Consider the following 17595-nt stretch of genomic DNA (forward strand, 5'->3'; position numbering starts at 1 on the left):
GTGGACGGTCCCCCCGTCCGTGAGTAACGACCTCCAAACGCTACTGTAGCATAGGCTCCCCGGTCACACCGAATCGGCACCGAAATCGTCGATGAGTTCGTGGACGTAGCCGCACCACTCGTCGAGCGTCTCGTTCATCAGACTCCGGGCCTCCTCGACCGGCGTAGCAGTGTACTGGTAGACGTGCCCTCCCGAGTCGAGTAGTCGACGCTCGCGGGAAGCGAGATCCTTCTCCCGGAGGGTCGTGAGCGAGCGGTTGACGTTCGAACGGTCGCGGTCGACGGTCTCGGCGAGTTCGGCTGCCGTACTGCCGGGTGCTTCGAGCAGCGTGAGATACATCCGGGCCTCGTGGCGCTGGATGCCGAACACGCACGCCATCACGTCTTCGAACCCCGGTTCGTTCCCGAGCATGAGATCTCGAAAGCGCTCCGGGTCCGGGTTTGTACTCATACCTCCGGTTCACTGTCGTCTATTAATATTCCGGCGCGCGTGCGCACGGCTCTCGCCCGAGCGGTCTCCGTCGATTCCCCGGCAACTGGTCCAGCCGTTAACCCCGGTCGGTGGCTCTGCTGCGGACGGGCTCTCGCCGGGAATACGAATCCGGACGTGTAGTAGCGTTTGGGACCGATAACTCACTCCGGACCAGGATGCTCCCCTGCCGGCGAATAAAGACATTCAAACACCACTATAGGGTCAGCTAGATCGTAGGTCCTCGGCGGCCTTGCGGATATGCGCCCAGGCCACACCGCCACACGACCGGGGCACGACTAATCGTGGTCGCGTGGACGAGTCGGATATGGACCGAAGGACCGTGCTGAGACTCGGCAGCCTCGCAATCGCGACCTCGATCGCCGGGTGCTCCGGGAGCAGCCCCGACACTGGCGGCGGGACGGACGAACCGACCGACGCCGCGACCGCGACACCGGAGCGGACCGCAACGGCGACCGAGGGGTCTTCGGCGGAGACGTCGTCCCCGGGCGGCGCACCCCCGGGTGCCGACGTGCTCGGCGGTCCCGACGACCTCCAGTCGGACACGAGCATTCGTGCGGCGACCCTCGACTCGGATCAGGGGGCCGGTCAGTTCGTCTTCACCCCCGCCGTCGTCTGGGTGGAGGCCGGAACGACGCTCACCTGGAACATCGAGGGGGCGTCCCACTCCGTGACGGCCTACCACCGCGACAACGACAGGCCACACCGCGTGCCCGAGGACGCGACGGCGTTCGACTCGGGGGTGCTCGAGGGCGGCGAGACGTTCGAGCACACCTTCGAGACCCCTGGCGTTCACAACTACTACTGCACTCCCCACGAGGGCCTCGGGATGGTCGGACTCGTCGTCGTCGAGGGATCCCAGGGCGGCCCCGGCGTCTCCGAGATCACCGACCTCAGCGGGGCGGCCGCCGAGAACCTCGGTCGCCTGCTAGACGTCGCCGGAATCGGCGGCGGTGGCGGCGGTGACGGGGGGCCGAGCTACGCCTGGACCGACGCCACCTGGGACTCCTACTGGTACTCGCTGTACAACATGAGTACGAACATCGCGATGGCCGGCAACGGCGTCCCCTTCCCGCTCAACGATCAGATGGCGGAGATGCGCGACCAGCGGCTGCCGGCGATGCTCGAGAACGCCGACGCCGAGCGGCCGCCGATCAAGGACCCGAACCTGATCTTCGCGGCGTTCACCGAGGGCGATCCGCACTTCACCCAGCAGCCGGTGCTCGCAGGCGATGACGGGCGGCCGGACGCGTCCACCCTCGCGTGGGACAAGTCGAAGTCCTCGGGGGTCGTGAGCCCCTCCTCGCTGGCCTGGACCCACCTCAAGGGGGTCACCTGGGCGAAGAACTTCGAGAACCACTTCGACGTCCTGCCGTCGGAGATGGCCCCGAAGTTCCGCGCACAGTTGCTCACGACGCTCGCACAGGTCGGGATCAACGCGGCGCTTCTCGTCGGCGGATCCCGTGGGAACGGCGCGCTGACCCACGAGAACACATGGGAGCTGCTCTCCGAGTATCGACCAGCCGAGGGGCGGATCGAGGACGAGACCCGTCGCCCGCACCACCACGCGGCGATGCTGTGGTTCCTCTCGGACATGACGAGTCTCGCGCAGAACGGCTGGTTCGGCTACGTCAACCCGCGCCCGCTCATCCCGAAGGACGCCGACAGCGACGGCGTCTTCGACCCTCCGGTCGGCATCCAGGAGATCACCGACGGCACCGCCCGGACGACGATGGACCTGTTCGAGCCCGCGGCCGTCGCCGACCAGGAGTCGACCCGCTCGGTCGGGCTGATGCTCGGGGCGGTCGGCTACTACGGTCCCCAGGCCGGGAGTGACGATCTCCGATCGGCGGCCGCCGACTACGCGGACGGGCTCGCCGCCGTCGTCGAGGAGAACCTCGCGGGCAACGGGATGGTCGAAAACGGTGCGGCCAACCAGGCGGCCACCCAGGGCATCGTTGCCCAGGGGCTGGCGTGGGCCTCACAGCTCGACGGTGTCGATCACACCGGGACCGCCGAAGACGTGCTCGGATACCTGCTCGAGGAGCTGTGGGACGAGGACGCCAGCACCTTTGCCACCGGCGAGGGCGATACGACCTACGCGATGACCGCCCGGGACGCCGGCGACGTCACCGGGGGCCTCAACGCCGCCGACGCTGTCCTCGGGATGGACGTCAAGGACGTCTACGCGCGGTACTTCGACGAGACGTTCAATCGCGGTCGCCTCCAGCGAGCCGAGCGCCCGCCATCGCGGGACGAGAACGCCGAACACACCCTCCCGCTCCCGCCCGCTGCCGGGGGGGAACACGGCCAGGCTGCCGTCTACAACGGCGAGATAGAGTACGACACCGAGAGCGGCGAGTGGTCGGTGACCGACGACCGGTTCTACACGGCCGAGGCCCTCTACCTCGCCAACCAGGACATCTGGATCAGCCAGTGGGGCGGTGAGTTCTACCAGGGGCGGGGCGTTCCCGGGACGACCGACACGCCGCAGTAGGGGACACACGACTGCCCATCCCTTCGGTATCGCTCCGGCGGACATGGTCCCCGTATCGAGACCACACCGCCGGACTCTCGTCCCCAACTCGGCTTCGGGCTCGGGCAAGCGAGTAGAGTGGGGCCGGAGTGAGGGTAATCGAAACGGTAGCACAGAGTCCCATTCTACTGGGAACTCGATCGGTTCCAACTACCCGGATAACGTTACGCCTACTATCAGGTCGCTGTAGTGAGAGCGAGAGGGAGTCCTCAGGCGGTCGATCAGATCTCTTCTGCTGGCTCAGCGAGGTGTTCGAGCCCCCAGTCCCGCATCGCGTAAATCACCGGTTCGAGCGATCGACCGTGATGCGAGAGCGAGTACTGCACCCGAAACGGTTTTTCGCTGACTACGGTCCGTTCTACGAGCTGTTTCTCCCCGAGGTCTTCGAGGCTCTCGGAGAGGACCTTGCTCGAGATACCGTCGACCTCCGCCTGGAGTTCGTTGAACCCACAGGGCCCGTTTTCGAGGAGGCGATGGATTATGACCGGATGCCATTTCTTGCCGATGAATGTCGCTGTGGTCGTGACCGGACACCAGTCCTCACCGGCACACCAGACTTCGAGTTGCTCGATCGGGTCAGTCTCCTCTCGCCCGTCTTCCATAACTATCGAATCGACCGAGAGAGGATAATGGTTACTGGTAGATACCGGGTGACGAATAGTAACGTGTCCGACCGCGAACTCGCTCTAACGAGTGAACGAAACAAGGAAGGGGACGAGTTCGCAAAACACCAGCGGGGCTCCGAGCGGAGGGCCCTTAGACACCTCTGACCGAACGAGACATGGCCGACGCACGGACGCACGGGACACACGTCTGCGTATTACGAACGTACTCGTGTAAACGTAATCGGGTTACTCTCGGCTCACCTGATTTCGGACATCCGGAATTGGCCCCGATTCTTCGCGTGGCTGCCCCTATAGTAACGTTTGGAAGTCTTTTATTTACCGACGGGGGGACCGTTCCGGTCCGGTGTGTGTCATTGGTACCAAACGCTACTGGAGTCTTACCACGATTCCGAGCCAAAAACGTGCGACCGGAAAATCCGCCGTTTAATCGCTCCGGTTGGTCTGTCTCATCCCCCAACCTCCACGAATGATCCCGCCGGATCAACCGTGTTGTCCTCTGAGAATAATTAGAAAAATATAGCTATTAGAGTCGATACTACATTCGGATGAAACCGGTGCCAGGACTCGATTATAGATCGTGTAGCACCGGAAAGAGTCCTCCGAGCACGAGGCCGTAAATCAGATGCCAGATGAGCATGGGCCTGGTGACGTTCGGGATCGACGGCGGCGTGGGGAACCCAGCAAAGCCCAGCCAGATGGGCATAATAATCCCAGCGCCGACGATGGCGAGCATCATCCCGAAGACGACGCCGGCGACGATCGTTTTCCAGTACCACTCGGTGACTCTGTACAGACCGGGGTCCGCTAACACGAGTGCGAAGATCATCCCGAACAGCGTTCCGTGCACCAGATGGGCGAACCAGCCGGCGAAGAGATTTCCCGTCTGACCGTAGAGCCCGGCGATCGCGACCTGCAGCGTCGGCAGGTTCATGACGCTGATGAATACCCCCATCACGACCGTGGCGAGGAGTCCGGTGACCGCGCCGCCTTTCCAGGCCCAGGTCGCCCCGAACGGATCCGTCGTCTCGTCCCCGGTCTCCGAGTTCTGATCGTTGGTGAGACTCATCGGATGCGGTAGGTGTTGTTCGTTCCTCGGAGACGGTCCCCGACGAGACGTTGCTCATCCGCGGAGCGTGCTCCGACGACTGGGGGTGCTGCCAGCGCGGCTGTTCCCTCTTGAGTGTGTACTTCCCACTCCAGTCGCGCTACTCTGCCGATCGCACTGGTATCTTGGATCGCCATGTCACCGGTTCCCGCACGAATCAGATAGGTGTTCGTCCCTTCTGTGTGTATCTAGCACGAACGGGAAAGGCACGAATATCCGCTCCGAGAGCACGGCATACACGAAGATCGTATCCGGGCCCGTGAGCGACCTGTTCGACAGGATCGGCTTCCGTCGGTACGCTGTGGCTGGGATACTATCACGTCGATCGAGCCCTCTCGTTCCGATCCGAGAACGGTTCGTCGCGGGATGAGCCGATGGAAAAAGAGACCAGATCGCCGCGTCGGACCGGCCGACCTCGAGCGAACCGACGAGTCATGTCACGCGTGCCTGCCACTGAAATTTCGCCGAAGGGGGTCTACAGCCTGGTCGGATCGACCTGCCGTCCGACCAGCACGAGACTCCCGAGCAACAGCACGACGGCGACCGGCAGGAGGAACTGGAACGCCGTCACGACGATCCCGGACGCCTGGATGCCGAGGAGGATGAGCACGACGGGGCCACAGCAGGCTGTCCCGGAGAGGACTGCCGGGATGCTCGCGAGAAAGCCCGAGGAGGAGGACCCGACCCCGCAGGCCGCCGGCTGTCGCCACGCGAGATACGTCAGACCGAGGTTGAGACCGACCAGCACGGCGAGTCCGAGCCCCAGCACCGTGTTTAGCGAGAACAGATAGGTCACCGGGCCGGCCGACACCTGTACCACCGGAGTGAACGAGAACGGCCCCAGTTCCGGCCGGAAGAACTTCGCGAGCGCCCCCGGGACGACCGTCACGTCGAACCCGCCCAGCCCCGGTGCCAGGTGCCCTAGGGCGTACAGGTAGACCAGGAGGTACCCGGCCGCCGTCCCGGCGACGACGAGTGCCGAATCACGACGACGGAGGACCGCCATCGTGGCTCCGAACGTCCGGGAGAGGGCCTCCTCGAACCGACCGAGTGGTGAGCTCCTACGCGTAGACATTGGTCTCGGGGTAGTAGCCGTGCCAGGCGAACCACATCGCGTCGAACGTGTGGATCCGCGTGAGCGGGAGATCGTCCGGACTGTACGACGAGTCACCGACCCGGACCGAACCGTCGTCGAGCCCGACGGCCCGTTCCTCGGGGTTCAGATAGACGTACCCGGTGTCGAACCGGGAGTCGGCAACTGCGACGGCTGGTGTCCCGCCGAGTTCACCCCTCATGACCCCCTCGTCGAGGAGGGTGGACTTGTCGAACGCCACGGCTCCGTCGGCGGTGCGGGCACCCATGAAGACGCGTTTCTTGCTGAACCGATCGTCCTCGGAGAGCGGCTCGAACAGCGTGTTCTCGCTCGCGTAGTACCCCTTCGGTGGATTGTACGAGCCGTACGGGTCCCGGCCGTAGTTCCTCGCGAAGCCGGTCGACGTCGAGAGGACCTGCGTCTTGGGATGGACCGTCTGCCACTGCTCCCAGCTCGTCCACACCAGTCTGAACTCCCGTAACGAGCTGGTCCCGGGTGCCTCGTTCCACGGGCCGGGGATCGAGGTGGCGAGGATCTGTGGCCACCAGGCCTCCGTCGCCCGGTCGTACATGATGAGGTTGTTGTTGATCAGTCGCCCGGAGACGCCGAAGGTCGTCCGGCCGCGCTCGAACCCCTGGACGGTGCCGGTCAGTGGGCAGTAGGTCACCGCGACCGGGAGGTCACCGAGACGATCGTTGACGATCTCGTGCTGGACGAGGATCTTCTGGGGATACGCTTTGACGACGCCGTTCCGGGCGACGCCGAAGACGGGGTCGCCGGGCTCGAGGAAGTCGACGTCGTCGGGGCCGACGAACGATGGGTCGTCGATCGAGGGGATCCCGTCCTTGGACGGCCCGCCCGAGACCGCGAGCGACTCGAGCTCCTCGGGAGCCATCGGCAGCGGCAGGGCCGTCTCGGCGGTCGGCACGGCCCCGTCGGCGGTCGCCGTCGACTCGTCGCCACTCGGCTCTGCTGTCGGGGTGGGCCCGCCGCCCGGCCCCGAGTCGGCGCTCCCGGTACACCCCGCGAGCGCAGCGAGGCCGGCGGCCGCGACGAACTGGCGTCGAGTGGATCGCATCACCGTACACGACGGTCGAGACGGGAATAACGCTTGATTGCCTGTGCGGTTCTCGTACCCAAACCAGCAGGTACCCCTCACCACGACGCAGGAGCCAGTAGGGGGTGACTGCTTCCCGACGAGCTACAATATCGTCCTTTGGGAGCGGTGAGTGTCCACTATCCTGTTCGATCCACCCGGGCCGCTTTGCAGTAGTGGAGGGAAGAGTACAGGGCAGGCGATAAACACCACGGTCACCGCTTCCCACAAACAGGCGATATACTCCGGCAATTCGATCTACAGACCGACTACGAAACCGCCTGACTGGGGAGGATTTCCCAGGAGGTGAGGGTTACGGGATGATGTGACACACCCTGGTCTGACGTTGTCCGATTAGAACGCCGAATTCTGCCGATTAATCCCCTTAGAAAGCCATCTATCGTCAGGATCGAGGGTCGAACTGTTCGACCGGATACCAGCAATTCCGTCCTGTTCCGAGGAACCACGACAGGCGCGGCCGGGACAGGGAGCGACTTACGGGGAGGTACGGTAACGTGGGGCAGATAGGCACCCATGGGGTGTCACAGGTGATCCCGCATGAATACGGTAGAGCGATGGAAACAGGAGAAACACCCGCTAGACGTGGTCGAAGACGTCAGAGAGTACGCCGAGGGCGGGCTCACGTTCAACGAGATCGAGGAGCGGGCCGGCGACGGTGAATGGGAGCGCCTGAAGTGGGCCGGGCTGTACGCCCACGGCCGACAGCGTGGTTACTTCATGCTCAGGACGAAGGTTCCGGGAGGATACCTCACCCCCGATCAGGCCGAGGTGATCGGCGAGGTCGCCGACGAGTTCGCCACTGCCCCCGATGAGTACGGCGGCGAGGACCAGAACGAGGTCTGGGGCGACGCGTTCCTCGACATCACTACCAGACAGGACGTCCAGATGCACTGGATCGAGATCGAGGACGTCCCCGAGATCTGGGAGCGGTACGACGAGGTCGGACTCACTACCGTCCAAGGCTGTGGCGACAGCGCCCGGAACGTGCTCGGCTGTCCCGCGGCCGGCCTCGACGACCACGAGTGCTTCGACGCACAGCCCGTCGTCGAGGCAGTCTCGGACTTCTTCACCGGGAACCGCGAGTACGCGAACCTCCCCCGGAAGTTCAAGATGACCGTCACCGGCTGCCGGCAGGACTGCGCGCAGTCCCAGATCAACGACGTCGGGCTCGTTCCGGCACGAAAGCGACTCGAGGATAGCGAGTACTACGGCTTCCACGTCCGGGTCGGCGGCGGGCTCTCGGACGGCCCGCGAATGGCCTCGGACCTCGACGTCTTCGTCAGACCGGAGGACACCGTCGAGTTCTGCCGCGCCGTCGCACAGACGTTCAAGGAGCTCGGTGACCGCAATAATCGAGGGGTCTGCCGGATGCGCTACCTCGTCCAGCAGATGAGTCCACCGAAGTTCGAGGAGGCCGTCCGTGACCGCTGTAGCGTCGACCTCCCGACGCGAGGGACGGACCTCACGGAGGGGTATCGCGGCGACCACATCGGCGTCCACCCCCAGAAGCGGGATGACCTGAACTACGTCGGGTTCAACGTTATCGCCGGCCGGATGGGCGGCGAGGAGTTCGCCGAGGCCGCCCGCGTCGCCCGCGAGTACGGCACCGACGAGGCGTCCGTTCGGTTGGCCACCGACCAGAACTTCCTCCTCACGCACGTCCCCGACGGGCGGGTCGAGGACCTCACCGACGAACCGTTCGCCCGGAAGTACCGGCCGGACCCGGGGCCGTTCTCCCGGGGTGCGGTCGGCTGCACGGGCTCGGAGTTCTGCAACTACGGCATCATCGAGACGAAGAGACGAGTGCGACGGTGGGCGAAGGCGCTCGACCGCCGGGTCGAGACGCCCGAGGACCTCGAGGTCATCCGGATGCACATGTCGGGCTGCTCGGCCTCCTGTGCCCAGCCACAGATCGCGGACATCGGGTTCCGCGGGGAGACGGTCAAGATCGACGACCCCGAGGGGACGACGAACGAGGAGGGCGACAACATCGTCGAGGGGATGGACTTCGGCCTCGGCGGGTCGCTCGGCGCCGACAACGAGTTCCTCGACTGGGTGGAGAACGCCGTGCCAGCGAGCGCGGTGATCCCGGCCCTGGAGGAGCTGTTCGCGGCCTTCAGCGAGGAGCGCGAGGACGGCGAGCGGTTCTACGAGTGGTGCCGGCGCGTCGGTAACGACCGGCTCCGTCGGGTGATGCAGGGCGCCGAGGCGAACGTCGCCGGAGGTGTGGCAGCCGATGACTGACGAGGGCGACCAGCCGGTAAACGCACCCGCCGACGCGGCGCCCGAACTGGTCGAGGGGACGGACGAGCGCAAGCGGTCCGGATCGAAGCCGTTCCCCCGCGTCCCGGACGTACCGGAGGAGGAGAAGCCCGCGCTCGGCGTCCCGCAGGGTGGCGGGTACGGCCACGGCGGCCCCGGGAGCGAGGGTCGCGAGCGGCTCAAGCCCATTAGGTTCCGCCGAGTCGACGGCGACTCCCAGTCGAACGGATCGGTCAGGAGAAACGAGGGAAGCCCACGCTCGGACAGGGGCTGTGGCTGCGGGTCCGCATGCGCCTGCGACGAGAGCGGGGACCGGAGAGCGAACCGGCCGGTCGCCGACGGGGGTGCGCCCCCGAAGAACGTCGACGGCGAGGGGAGCCTCGGTGACCTGGAATTCACCCCGCCCACGGAGGGACGGAGTCAGGACGTGTACGACGATCGGCCGGACAGACGGGTCCAGGTTCCCGACGGGGTGGACCTAGACACGCCGGACTACTCGATCCGCCGGGAGATGAACGACATTGAGACGCCGGAGGACAAGACGTGGTTCATGGAACTGGACGAGGCGGTCATCGACGCCGACCGCTGTATTCAGTGTGGGACCTGCGTTGCGTCCTGTCCCTCCGACTCCATCGGTGTCGGCGAGGACGGCCTGCCCGAACTCGTCAAGATGTGTACGGGCTGTTCGCTCTGCTGGGACTTCTGTCCCCGCGGGGGGCTCCGCTACGAGCGCCAGTGGAAGATCACCGGCGGCGAGGACAACGTGAAGGGGGCGGGCGACCCCATCACGGAGTTCTCGGCGAGGGTCGAGGAGGAGTGGCGCGAGGGCGCACAGGACGGCGGCGTCGTGACCTCCGTCCTGATCCACCTGCTGGAAGCGGGGGAGATCGACGGCGCGCTCGTCGCGACCGAATCGGAGGACGAACCCTGGAAGGCCGAGGCGTTCCTCGCCACCACCCCCGAGGAGCTGATCGAGAACGCCGGGAGCTTCTACAACCAGACGATGGCGCTCGGGAACCTCGGACTCGACCGGTGGGAGCACAAACTTCCTGATAAGGACCCCAAGGACCTCTCGCTGGCGCTCGTGGGAACCCCCTGCGAGATCGAGGGAATCCGGGCGCTGCAGGACTTCGAGTGGGAGTACGGCGCCGAGGAGGCCGGCGTCAGGGCTGTCGACTACACCATCGCCCTGATGTGCACGAAGAACTTCAACTACTATCGGCTGGTCGGCGACCTGATCGAGGAGGAGCGTGCCATCGACCGGGCGGACATCGGGAAGATGGACGTCCTCCACGGGAAGATGATGGTCTACGACCGCGACGGGGAGATGATCCTGGAGGAGGACGTCGAGAACTTCCACGGCGCGGCGCTCAAGGGCTGCGACGAGTGTGCGGACTTCACCGGCTACTGTGCGGACCTCACGGTCGGCTCGGTGGGGTCGAGTGAGGAGTACTCCTCGGTAATCGTCCGCACCGAGCCGGGGCTGGACGCCTGGGATCTGACCGCTCCGGACCTGGACTACCACGACCTGGAGGACCGGAGCGCGGTCGGCAAGCTCCAGGGCTGGGACAAGAAGAAGGCGTTCGAATCGTTGAAACGACCGTTCGACCCCGACGCCCCGCGGTTCATCGAGTACAGCGAACACGCCGAACACTACGGCACCGAGCTGAACCCCCACGAGGCCGACCACTGAGAGGGCTCGTGCTGAGTGGTCGATTCTTTCCGCTGGTTCCGTCACCGCGTCCAGAATCTACTTAAGACCACCAACAAGTGATAGTGTGCTCGAGTCCTCCCACCGATCTTTCACATGTGTCACTCCGGAGGGGATCTATCCGCCCACGGACGAACACGTTCCAGTGCTGCAGCGATCGAGATGACGCGTTCGTCGTCGAACCGCGGTCCGACGAGCTGCAGTCCGACCGGGAGCCCATCGGCGAATCCGGCAGGAACTGACGCGGCGGGATGGTCGGTCATGTTGAACGGCCAGGTGAGAAACCACCCGTACAGGGGATGGACCGATTCGCCCGCGACTTCGTCCGGACCGAGCATCTCGGTGTCGAAGGGAGGGAGAGCGACAGTAGCGGTGAGCAACATATCGTACTCATCGAAGACCACCTGAACGGCGTCGAAGACGTCCGTACGGACGATATCTGACCGCTTGTACTCGACTGCGGAATACCCCATTCCGGCCTCCATCCCTTCGATGACCTCCGGCGTGAGCTCCTCGCGGCGGTCGAACGGGTCGCGGCCGTGCTCGGCGAGCACGCTCGCGCGCTCGGCCATGCCGACCCTGTAGCCGGTCATCCACGACTCCAGCATCGTCTCCCGGTCGTGTTCGAACTCCGGATCGACCCGGTCCACGGTCGCCACGACACTCGAGAGATCGTCGACGGCGTCGTCGACGACGTCTCGTACTCGATCTTCGAGCGGGAAGACGCCCAGATCCGGACTATAGGCTACTTTGACGTCGTCGACCGGTACGTCCACGGCACCGAGGAAGTCCGTGCCGTCCTCCGGCAGAGAGAACGGATCCGTGCCCGACGGCCCGGCCAGGACGGAGCAGAGCAGGGCGGCGTCCTCGACCGTCCGAGCGAGCGGGCCGGCCTGCCCGAACGGCGTATGGCCGAACCCGTCAGGGCGGGAATCCGACGGGACGCGACCGAAGGAGGGTTTGAGCCCGACGACGTTGCAGCAACTCGCTGGGATACGGATCGAGCCACCCCCATCGGATCCCTGCGCGATCGGGACGAGACCGTCGGCAACGGCAGCCGCGGAGCCGCCGGAGGACCCTCCCGCAGTCCGAGTCGGGTCGTAGGGCGTTCCAGTCGCGCCGAACACCGGATTGTCGGTCGTCCCCTTGTGGCCGAACTCGGGAGTATTCGTCTTACCGACGACGATCGCTCCGGCCTCTTTCATCCGCTTCACGAGGATGTCGTCGGCGTCCGGGACGTTGTCCGCGAACAGCGGCGAACCGAAGGTCGTCCGGATCCCGGCCGTCTCGTTCAGGTCTTTGACGGCGATGGGGACCCCGTGAAGGGGACCGAGTTCCTCCCCGTCCTCGACCGCGCGCTCGGCATCTTGGGCGGCTTCACGAGCATCCTCCGCGGCGATGGTCACGAACGCGTTCGTCCGAGCGTTACGGTCTTCGATTCGTTCCAGACACTCGTCGATGACGTCCGTGGGAGCCCGTTCCCCGTCCCGTATCTGTTCGGCGAGCTGTCCAGCGGACGTGAACCGGCTGTCAACCATGAACGATCATGGGATCGGGAATTTAAAAAGACCGAGCGTATCAGCGACGGCAAGCAGTTACGTCACCAGGGGATGAATAGATCGAAACAAAGGGGAGTGCCTATAGTAGCGTCTGGAACCGATGACACACGCCGGACGGGGACGTTCCCTCGTTCGTGAGTAAAGACATGCAAACGCTACTACAGTCGTTCAGTAAGAACTCCGGATTCGGGCGGAACGCGATGTCGAGGAGGATTTCACCGCCTGGTCGGATGGGACGTAGACGATCGGTGGTCAGGGTTGAGACTCGCCGCCCCCGACTACTCCCCGGTCGCGAGGCTCTCGAGAACGGATCTGATCTGCTCCAGTCGATCGGACTGATCGTCGATATCGTGACGCTCGGCGAGGTAGGCCGGGTCGTTGTAGGCGACTCTCGTCTCTTCGTCAGCTTCCCAGACGAGCATCTTCTGCGGTAGATCTATGGCGACCGTCCGACTGGCCTGCATGAGTGGCGTCCCGACCGCCGGATTACCGAAGACGAGTAGGGTCGTCGGCGGGAGGTCCAGGTCGGCCGAGGCGGCGTTCGCGGCGTGGTCGATCGTCGTTACGAGGTTCAGTGGGCTCTCCTCGATGTCGGCTGTGATGCGCTCGACGGTCGCGTCGAAGCTTTCCTCCGACGCGACGGTCACGAGACCATCATCGGCGGGCTGAGTGGTGGTAGTGGTGGTGTCTGTCATTTCGGTGTTCGCGGGTGTCGCCGTCTCGGTCGCTGTCGGACTATCAGTCGATGTCGGTGACTCGGTTTCACTCACAGTGGCTTCGGTGTCGTCGTCTTGTGCCGCACATCCGGCGACGCTGGTCGCCGCTGTGACCCCGAGGAGTCGGATCAGGACGCGTCTATTCACGACACTCCCGTTGGAGACTCGACAGCCTCTAATGATTTGGGATGGCGTCCGGCTGTACAAAATTCGGATAGAATCGGATGGACGGCGCGAAGCCGTTTTCCGAGTGGACTGACGAGTGTCCGAATACGATGCCCGTCTGGTCATCGGACGTGCGGTCACGATAGCCGACCAGCGATCCTCTATCCTGGAGCGATCGGTCTCGTCTCGAAAGGTCGGCGAGATGGCGCATCGTAGAGGTGGCCCCCCGCTCAGTCAGCGGCCGATGGTTCCCTGTCGGGTGATCGGCGCGTCGGAGTTGATGGAGAACGCGACGAGAACCGAGTCTTCGATTGCGGTGACTGATGCTTCGATATCATCGATCACGAGCGCACTCTCGGTCCGACCGACCGGCTCACCGGCTATCTCGATCTCCCCTTCGAACACGTAGTAGTAGGTGTCCCAACCTTCTCGACTGGGGAGCGTAGACGTGACACCGGCTTCGAGTCGGCAGTCGTAGAAGTCGACGTCGTTGCGGACATAGAGTGGGGCATCGGTGCTCTCGGGACCGAACAGGTGACGCCACTCGTTTGAGGTCGGGTCGGGGATCGGTTCGTGCTGGATGCTGGGCTCGAGGTCGAGACTGTGCGGGCGGACGAAGATCTGGAGCATCCGTAGCGGCGGGTCATCAGCGAGCGTCTCCTCCGAATGCCAGAAGCCGCTACCCGCGTTCATCACCAACAGGTTGTTGCGATCTGTGATCAGTTCGTTTCCCTGCCGGTCATCGTGACGCATCACGCCGTCGGGGACCCACGAGACGATCTCCTCGTTGCGGTGCTGGTGCATCCGGATGAGCGTTCCCGGGTCCATGAACGACTCGACGACGGTCGCCAGCGGGCCGTAGCCGTGGTCGTCGTGGTCGGGGACGGCCCGGCCGGGGAAATTGAAGTGGATCCTGAACTTGCCCTGGTTCTGCGAGACGTCCGTTCGTGGAGTGGTGTAGATTCGTGGCTGTGCCTCTGCCGAGGGGGAATCGTCCATTAGCCTCCTTTAGTCCCTCGGACGCTATATGGATTCTGCGTGCTGGTCTCGTGCCTGGAGTGTCGTAGTCTCTACCACCTATCTTTCATCAAGGAGAGAATCCCGCCGTGTACGGCGGGCGTGAATCCGACACGCACACGTATGTTGTCTGGGGAGTGAGTAAGTATCACCGACACAAAAGAATTGAGATACCTCCGAGTCACCGGGGCAGAACCAGTGGAACCCACCGGCCGATAGGAGTAACGGGGGCGTGGCACGCCCATCGGCACGTCGGGTCGGAAACGTACGTTCCCAACCCAGCGGTGCGGGGCCGTGGGAAGCCTCGCCGTGTACGGCGAGGAGGATGTCACTCGGTAATGGTGCTGTCTCCCGGTGAGACAGGAACAGATCGACGGTGTCGTCGAGTATACTTTTATTAGATCGGTCGATTCGTGGGTGTGTGAACCATATCGAAACGGATGCATCCGATGAACCGCCTGTAGAGACGATACTCGACCGTGTTCGGACCCACGAGTTCCACTCCGTTGACGAGACGAGCTTTACGACCGATCGGACGCTCGAAGAGCACGGTATCGCGGATCTCGACGACGACGATTGGCGAGTCCGACTGCTGGCCGTCCGCGACCTCGTTCGGCTCGGTGACGCTGCAGCGTCCGCTGTCGCCGCTGGACTCGAGGACGACGCTGTTCAGGTACGCTACGTGTGCGCAACAGCACTGGGAGTGCTACGAGCACGTTCGGAGATCGAGCACCTCGAACGTGTGGTTCGCGAGGATCCGAACGCACTGGCACGATCGCAGGCTATCGTCGCCCTGGGACAGATCGGTGCCACTCGATCACTGGATCTGCTTCGTGACCGGTACGCGAACGACGATTCGAAGGACGTCCGTCATCAAGCCGAACTCTCGATCGACCGCATCGAAAAGGGCGCGGTCGTCGAGCCTGAACTGGAGGCCGCGTACCGAAATCTCGACGAGGATACGTTCGAACAGCTCGTGGTCGGTGAGTCCGCGCCGTCGTTCGAGTTGCCGGATACTGACGGACGGACGTGGGACCTCGATGACTCGATCGGAGACGACGAGTGGACGGTCCTGATCTGGGTGTTCGCCGACTGGTGTCCGGTCTGTCACCGTGAATTCGACGAACTGATCGAGCTTCGTGAGGAGTTGCACGACGCGGGCGTCAACGTGGCGACGATCGAGTGTCACGGCCGCTATCGCGGCCGAGTGATGGTCGGTCGAGAGCTCGAACCGGAGTACTGGTTCGCCGAGGATTCGTTCATCGAGTCGTACACGGAGCAGATCTGGTGGCCACACCTCCTCGACCGTGCTGGGGCGGTCGGCGCGAGATACGGAGTCGACCCGATGGCCTACGCCGTCCACGCCGCGTATATCAATCGCCCCGCGACGATCATCATCGATCCGACCGGAACGGTTCGATTCGCCTATTACGGGACCTTCTGGGGGGATCGTCCGTCTATCGAAGAGACCCTGGAAATGATCCGATCGGAGGAGTTCGAGTTCGAGCATCCGGAACGACGTCAGGTGGTGTCCGAGTGATTATCCGTACAAGTGAGTGAGTGAGTGAGTGAGTATCCGTACAGATTGAGCGTGCGATGCCATATCGTCGCTGTGATGGCACGCGGGACCGTGTCGTCGTTGCCCCCCGCCGGACACGATCTCGACCGTCGAATCAGGTAATTCGGAGCGGGTAGTGGGCCCATCTCCGTCGTGGGTACTATAGAGGAAGGCATCCCCCCGGTCGGAAGGGGGCGTGACGGCCACTCCGACGTTAGATCGGCACCGTATAGTGTACTGACTGGCGTCGGACGGAACCCACGGAGTTCCGGTCGTTAGAGCTCGAGTTCGGTCGCCGATTCGACCTCGAACTGGAGGACTTCGGGTTCACCTGCGAGCAGGTTGGGAAGTCTCTCTTCGAACTCCTGGAAGTGGTCCGTCTGAGAGTGGGACTTGAATGCAGCAGCGTCTTCGTACTGTTCGAAGAACCGCACGACGTTCGGATCCGAGACGTCGGTCGCGGCGCGGTAGTCGATCATCCCGTCTTCCTTCCGGGAGTGTTCGACGAGGTCTTCGATGAGGCCGAGCGCTTCGTCACGGGTCGCTGGGTCGAGCGGAAATACCGCGTGCAGGACAATCACGGTGGCCGAAGTAAGGGGAGGTTCCAAAATAAACCCTTACCGGCCTGGCGCTCGACCAACACTAACACCTTCGATGGCTGTCCGATCCACGGACGGTTGCTCGCTCGGGCGAATCCCTGCCGAGCGGTTTTTTATTTCCACTCGACGAAGTAACCCGGGGCTGATGGGTTCTCCGGAGGGTAGCCACGGGACGACGTGCTGCGGCGCAGTACCGGATGTATATCTACCGTTTAGTGGATTGTGAGCGTGAACAGTGCGAGATTGTGAACGGCCGGAACGAATCCGGTTCCGGCGGCAATAACGAGTACCCCGACCGTCTCTCGACCGGCACGGTCGGCGTCAGAGTCGAGTGCCGATAGAACGAGCACGGCAACGGTCACTTTCACCAGTAGAAAGAGGATGACACCGGACGGGCCGATTCCATCTCCCATCTGAATGACCGTCGCGGAGATCGGGTTCCGTTCTGACATCCCAAGTCGTTCGAGTCCGACCCCGGTCGTCGTCGCGTCGAGGACGTGTGCAAAGAGGACACTCCCACTGAGCCATCCATGGGCGGTCCGTTGTCCCCCCAGAACCGTCCCGAGGACGAGTGCAGTGATGCCTATCGCCAGGCCGATCGAAACGGCGTTCCACGCGAGAACACGCAGTTGAAGTGCCTCAGCCATCAGGAGACTCCCCCCTCCAACGGCGATCGTGGTGAGGACTCCGCTGGCAGCCGTCCACTGCGAGGTATCGTTCACATCGACGGCATCCAGTGTGACCCACAGTCCTGCGACGAGCGCCCCGACCACGAGATACACCGTTGGACTCCGGAGGAATCCAGCGGTCAATCCCGACACGGGCACCGCACGTCCGATAGCGACCGCGATACCGATGACGGCGAACCACGGAAGCGTCGCTGCGATCTCATCCGCGGTCACAACGACGCGACGATGACGAAGGCTCCAAGCCATTGTGGCACCCACGACGCCGGCGAGGACGAACGCGATGACCGACCCATTCATATCGACCGTATCGGACGACGGAGTTCCGAGGACCTCCACGCTCGACGGGCGTCCGA

14 protein-coding genes are annotated in these 17595 nt (G+C 63.9%); 4 read left to right on the top strand and 10 right to left on the bottom strand.

The genetic code is table 11. The annotated features are described in order from the left end of the window. Positions 1-63: 63 nt before the first annotated feature. Entirely contained in the window at positions 64-450 is a 387-nt protein-coding gene (locus WDJ58_RS24595; RefSeq protein WP_338918238.1) for a helix-turn-helix domain-containing protein, read from the bottom strand. Between the two features lie 346 nt (positions 451-796). On the opposite strand from WDJ58_RS24595, the gene WDJ58_RS24600 reads away from it, so the two are divergent. Further along, a complete protein-coding gene (locus WDJ58_RS24600) occupies positions 797-2986 on the top strand; it encodes a cupredoxin domain-containing protein (protein WP_338918239.1) in 2190 nt (729 codons plus the stop codon). A 260-nt stretch (positions 2987-3246) separates the two neighbouring features. Here the strand turns inward: WDJ58_RS24600 and WDJ58_RS24605 are convergent, their stop codons facing one another. The 4 genes from WDJ58_RS24605 to WDJ58_RS24620 form a co-directional block, all read right to left on the bottom strand. Beyond that, positions 3247-3627: a winged helix-turn-helix transcriptional regulator gene (locus tag WDJ58_RS24605; RefSeq protein WP_338918240.1), complete on the bottom strand. Its 381-nt coding sequence runs from the start codon at positions 3625-3627 to the stop codon at positions 3247-3249. A 592-nt stretch (positions 3628-4219) separates the two neighbouring features. Continuing rightward, entirely contained in the window at positions 4220-4717 is a 498-nt protein-coding gene (locus tag WDJ58_RS24610) for a histidine kinase (RefSeq protein WP_338918241.1), read from the bottom strand. Between the two features lie 514 nt (positions 4718-5231). After that, positions 5232-5831 (bottom strand): hypothetical protein, encoded by a 600-nt coding sequence (locus WDJ58_RS24615; protein WP_338918242.1) that lies wholly within the window; start codon positions 5829-5831, stop codon positions 5232-5234. Continuing rightward, complete coding sequence (locus tag WDJ58_RS24620; RefSeq protein WP_338918243.1) at positions 5818-6927, bottom strand: DUF3179 domain-containing protein; 1110 nt, start codon at positions 6925-6927, stop codon at positions 5818-5820. Before WDJ58_RS24620 ends, WDJ58_RS24615 begins: the two co-directional genes overlap by 14 nt. Before the next feature lie 576 nt (positions 6928-7503). On the opposite strand from WDJ58_RS24620, the gene WDJ58_RS24625 reads away from it, so the two are divergent. Together WDJ58_RS24625 and WDJ58_RS24630 are read left to right on the top strand one after the other, a co-directional pair. Further along, the gene (locus WDJ58_RS24625; RefSeq protein ID WP_338918244.1) at positions 7504-9210 is read left to right on the top strand and encodes a nitrite/sulfite reductase; all 1707 of its coding nucleotides are present in this window, start codon (positions 7504-7506) and stop codon (positions 9208-9210) included. After that, positions 9203-10921 carry a Coenzyme F420 hydrogenase/dehydrogenase, beta subunit C-terminal domain gene (locus WDJ58_RS24630; RefSeq protein ID WP_338918245.1) on the top strand — a complete coding sequence of 573 codons (1719 nt, stop codon included), beginning with the start codon at positions 9203-9205 and terminating at the stop codon, positions 10919-10921. The genes WDJ58_RS24625 and WDJ58_RS24630 overlap by 8 nt, the downstream gene beginning before the upstream one ends. Before the next feature lie 119 nt (positions 10922-11040). Here the strand turns inward: WDJ58_RS24630 and WDJ58_RS24635 are convergent, their stop codons facing one another. The 3 genes from WDJ58_RS24635 to WDJ58_RS24645 form a co-directional block, all read right to left on the bottom strand. Further along, positions 11041-12477, bottom strand: coding sequence for an amidase (locus tag WDJ58_RS24635; protein WP_338918246.1), 1437 nt, complete (start codon positions 12475-12477; stop codon positions 11041-11043). Between the two features lie 299 nt (positions 12478-12776). Continuing rightward, positions 12777-13421 (bottom strand): DUF302 domain-containing protein, encoded by a 645-nt coding sequence (locus WDJ58_RS24640; RefSeq protein ID WP_338918247.1) that lies wholly within the window; start codon positions 13419-13421, stop codon positions 12777-12779. Between the two features lie 192 nt (positions 13422-13613). Then, positions 13614-14378, bottom strand: a complete 765-nt coding sequence (locus WDJ58_RS24645) for a pirin family protein (protein WP_338918248.1) — start codon at positions 14376-14378, stop codon at positions 13614-13616. 394 nt (positions 14379-14772) lie between these two features. On the opposite strand from WDJ58_RS24645, the gene WDJ58_RS24650 reads away from it, so the two are divergent. Continuing rightward, positions 14773-15936, top strand: coding sequence for a redoxin domain-containing protein (locus tag WDJ58_RS24650; RefSeq protein ID WP_338918249.1), 1164 nt, complete (start codon positions 14773-14775; stop codon positions 15934-15936). A gap of 293 nt (positions 15937-16229) precedes the next feature. Here the strand turns inward: WDJ58_RS24650 and WDJ58_RS24655 are convergent, their stop codons facing one another. Next, a complete protein-coding gene (locus WDJ58_RS24655) occupies positions 16230-16535 on the bottom strand; it encodes a putative quinol monooxygenase (protein WP_338918399.1) in 306 nt (101 codons plus the stop codon). A gap of 230 nt (positions 16536-16765) precedes the next feature. Then, positions 16766-17578, bottom strand: a complete 813-nt coding sequence (locus WDJ58_RS24660; RefSeq protein ID WP_338918250.1) for a DUF63 family protein — start codon at positions 17576-17578, stop codon at positions 16766-16768. Positions 17579-17595: the final 17 nt, after the last annotated feature.

This window comes from Salinirubellus litoreus, assembly GCF_037335815.1.
In the GTDB taxonomy this organism is placed as follows: Archaea; Halobacteriota; Halobacteria; order Halobacteriales; family Haloarculaceae; genus Salinirubellus; species Salinirubellus litoreus.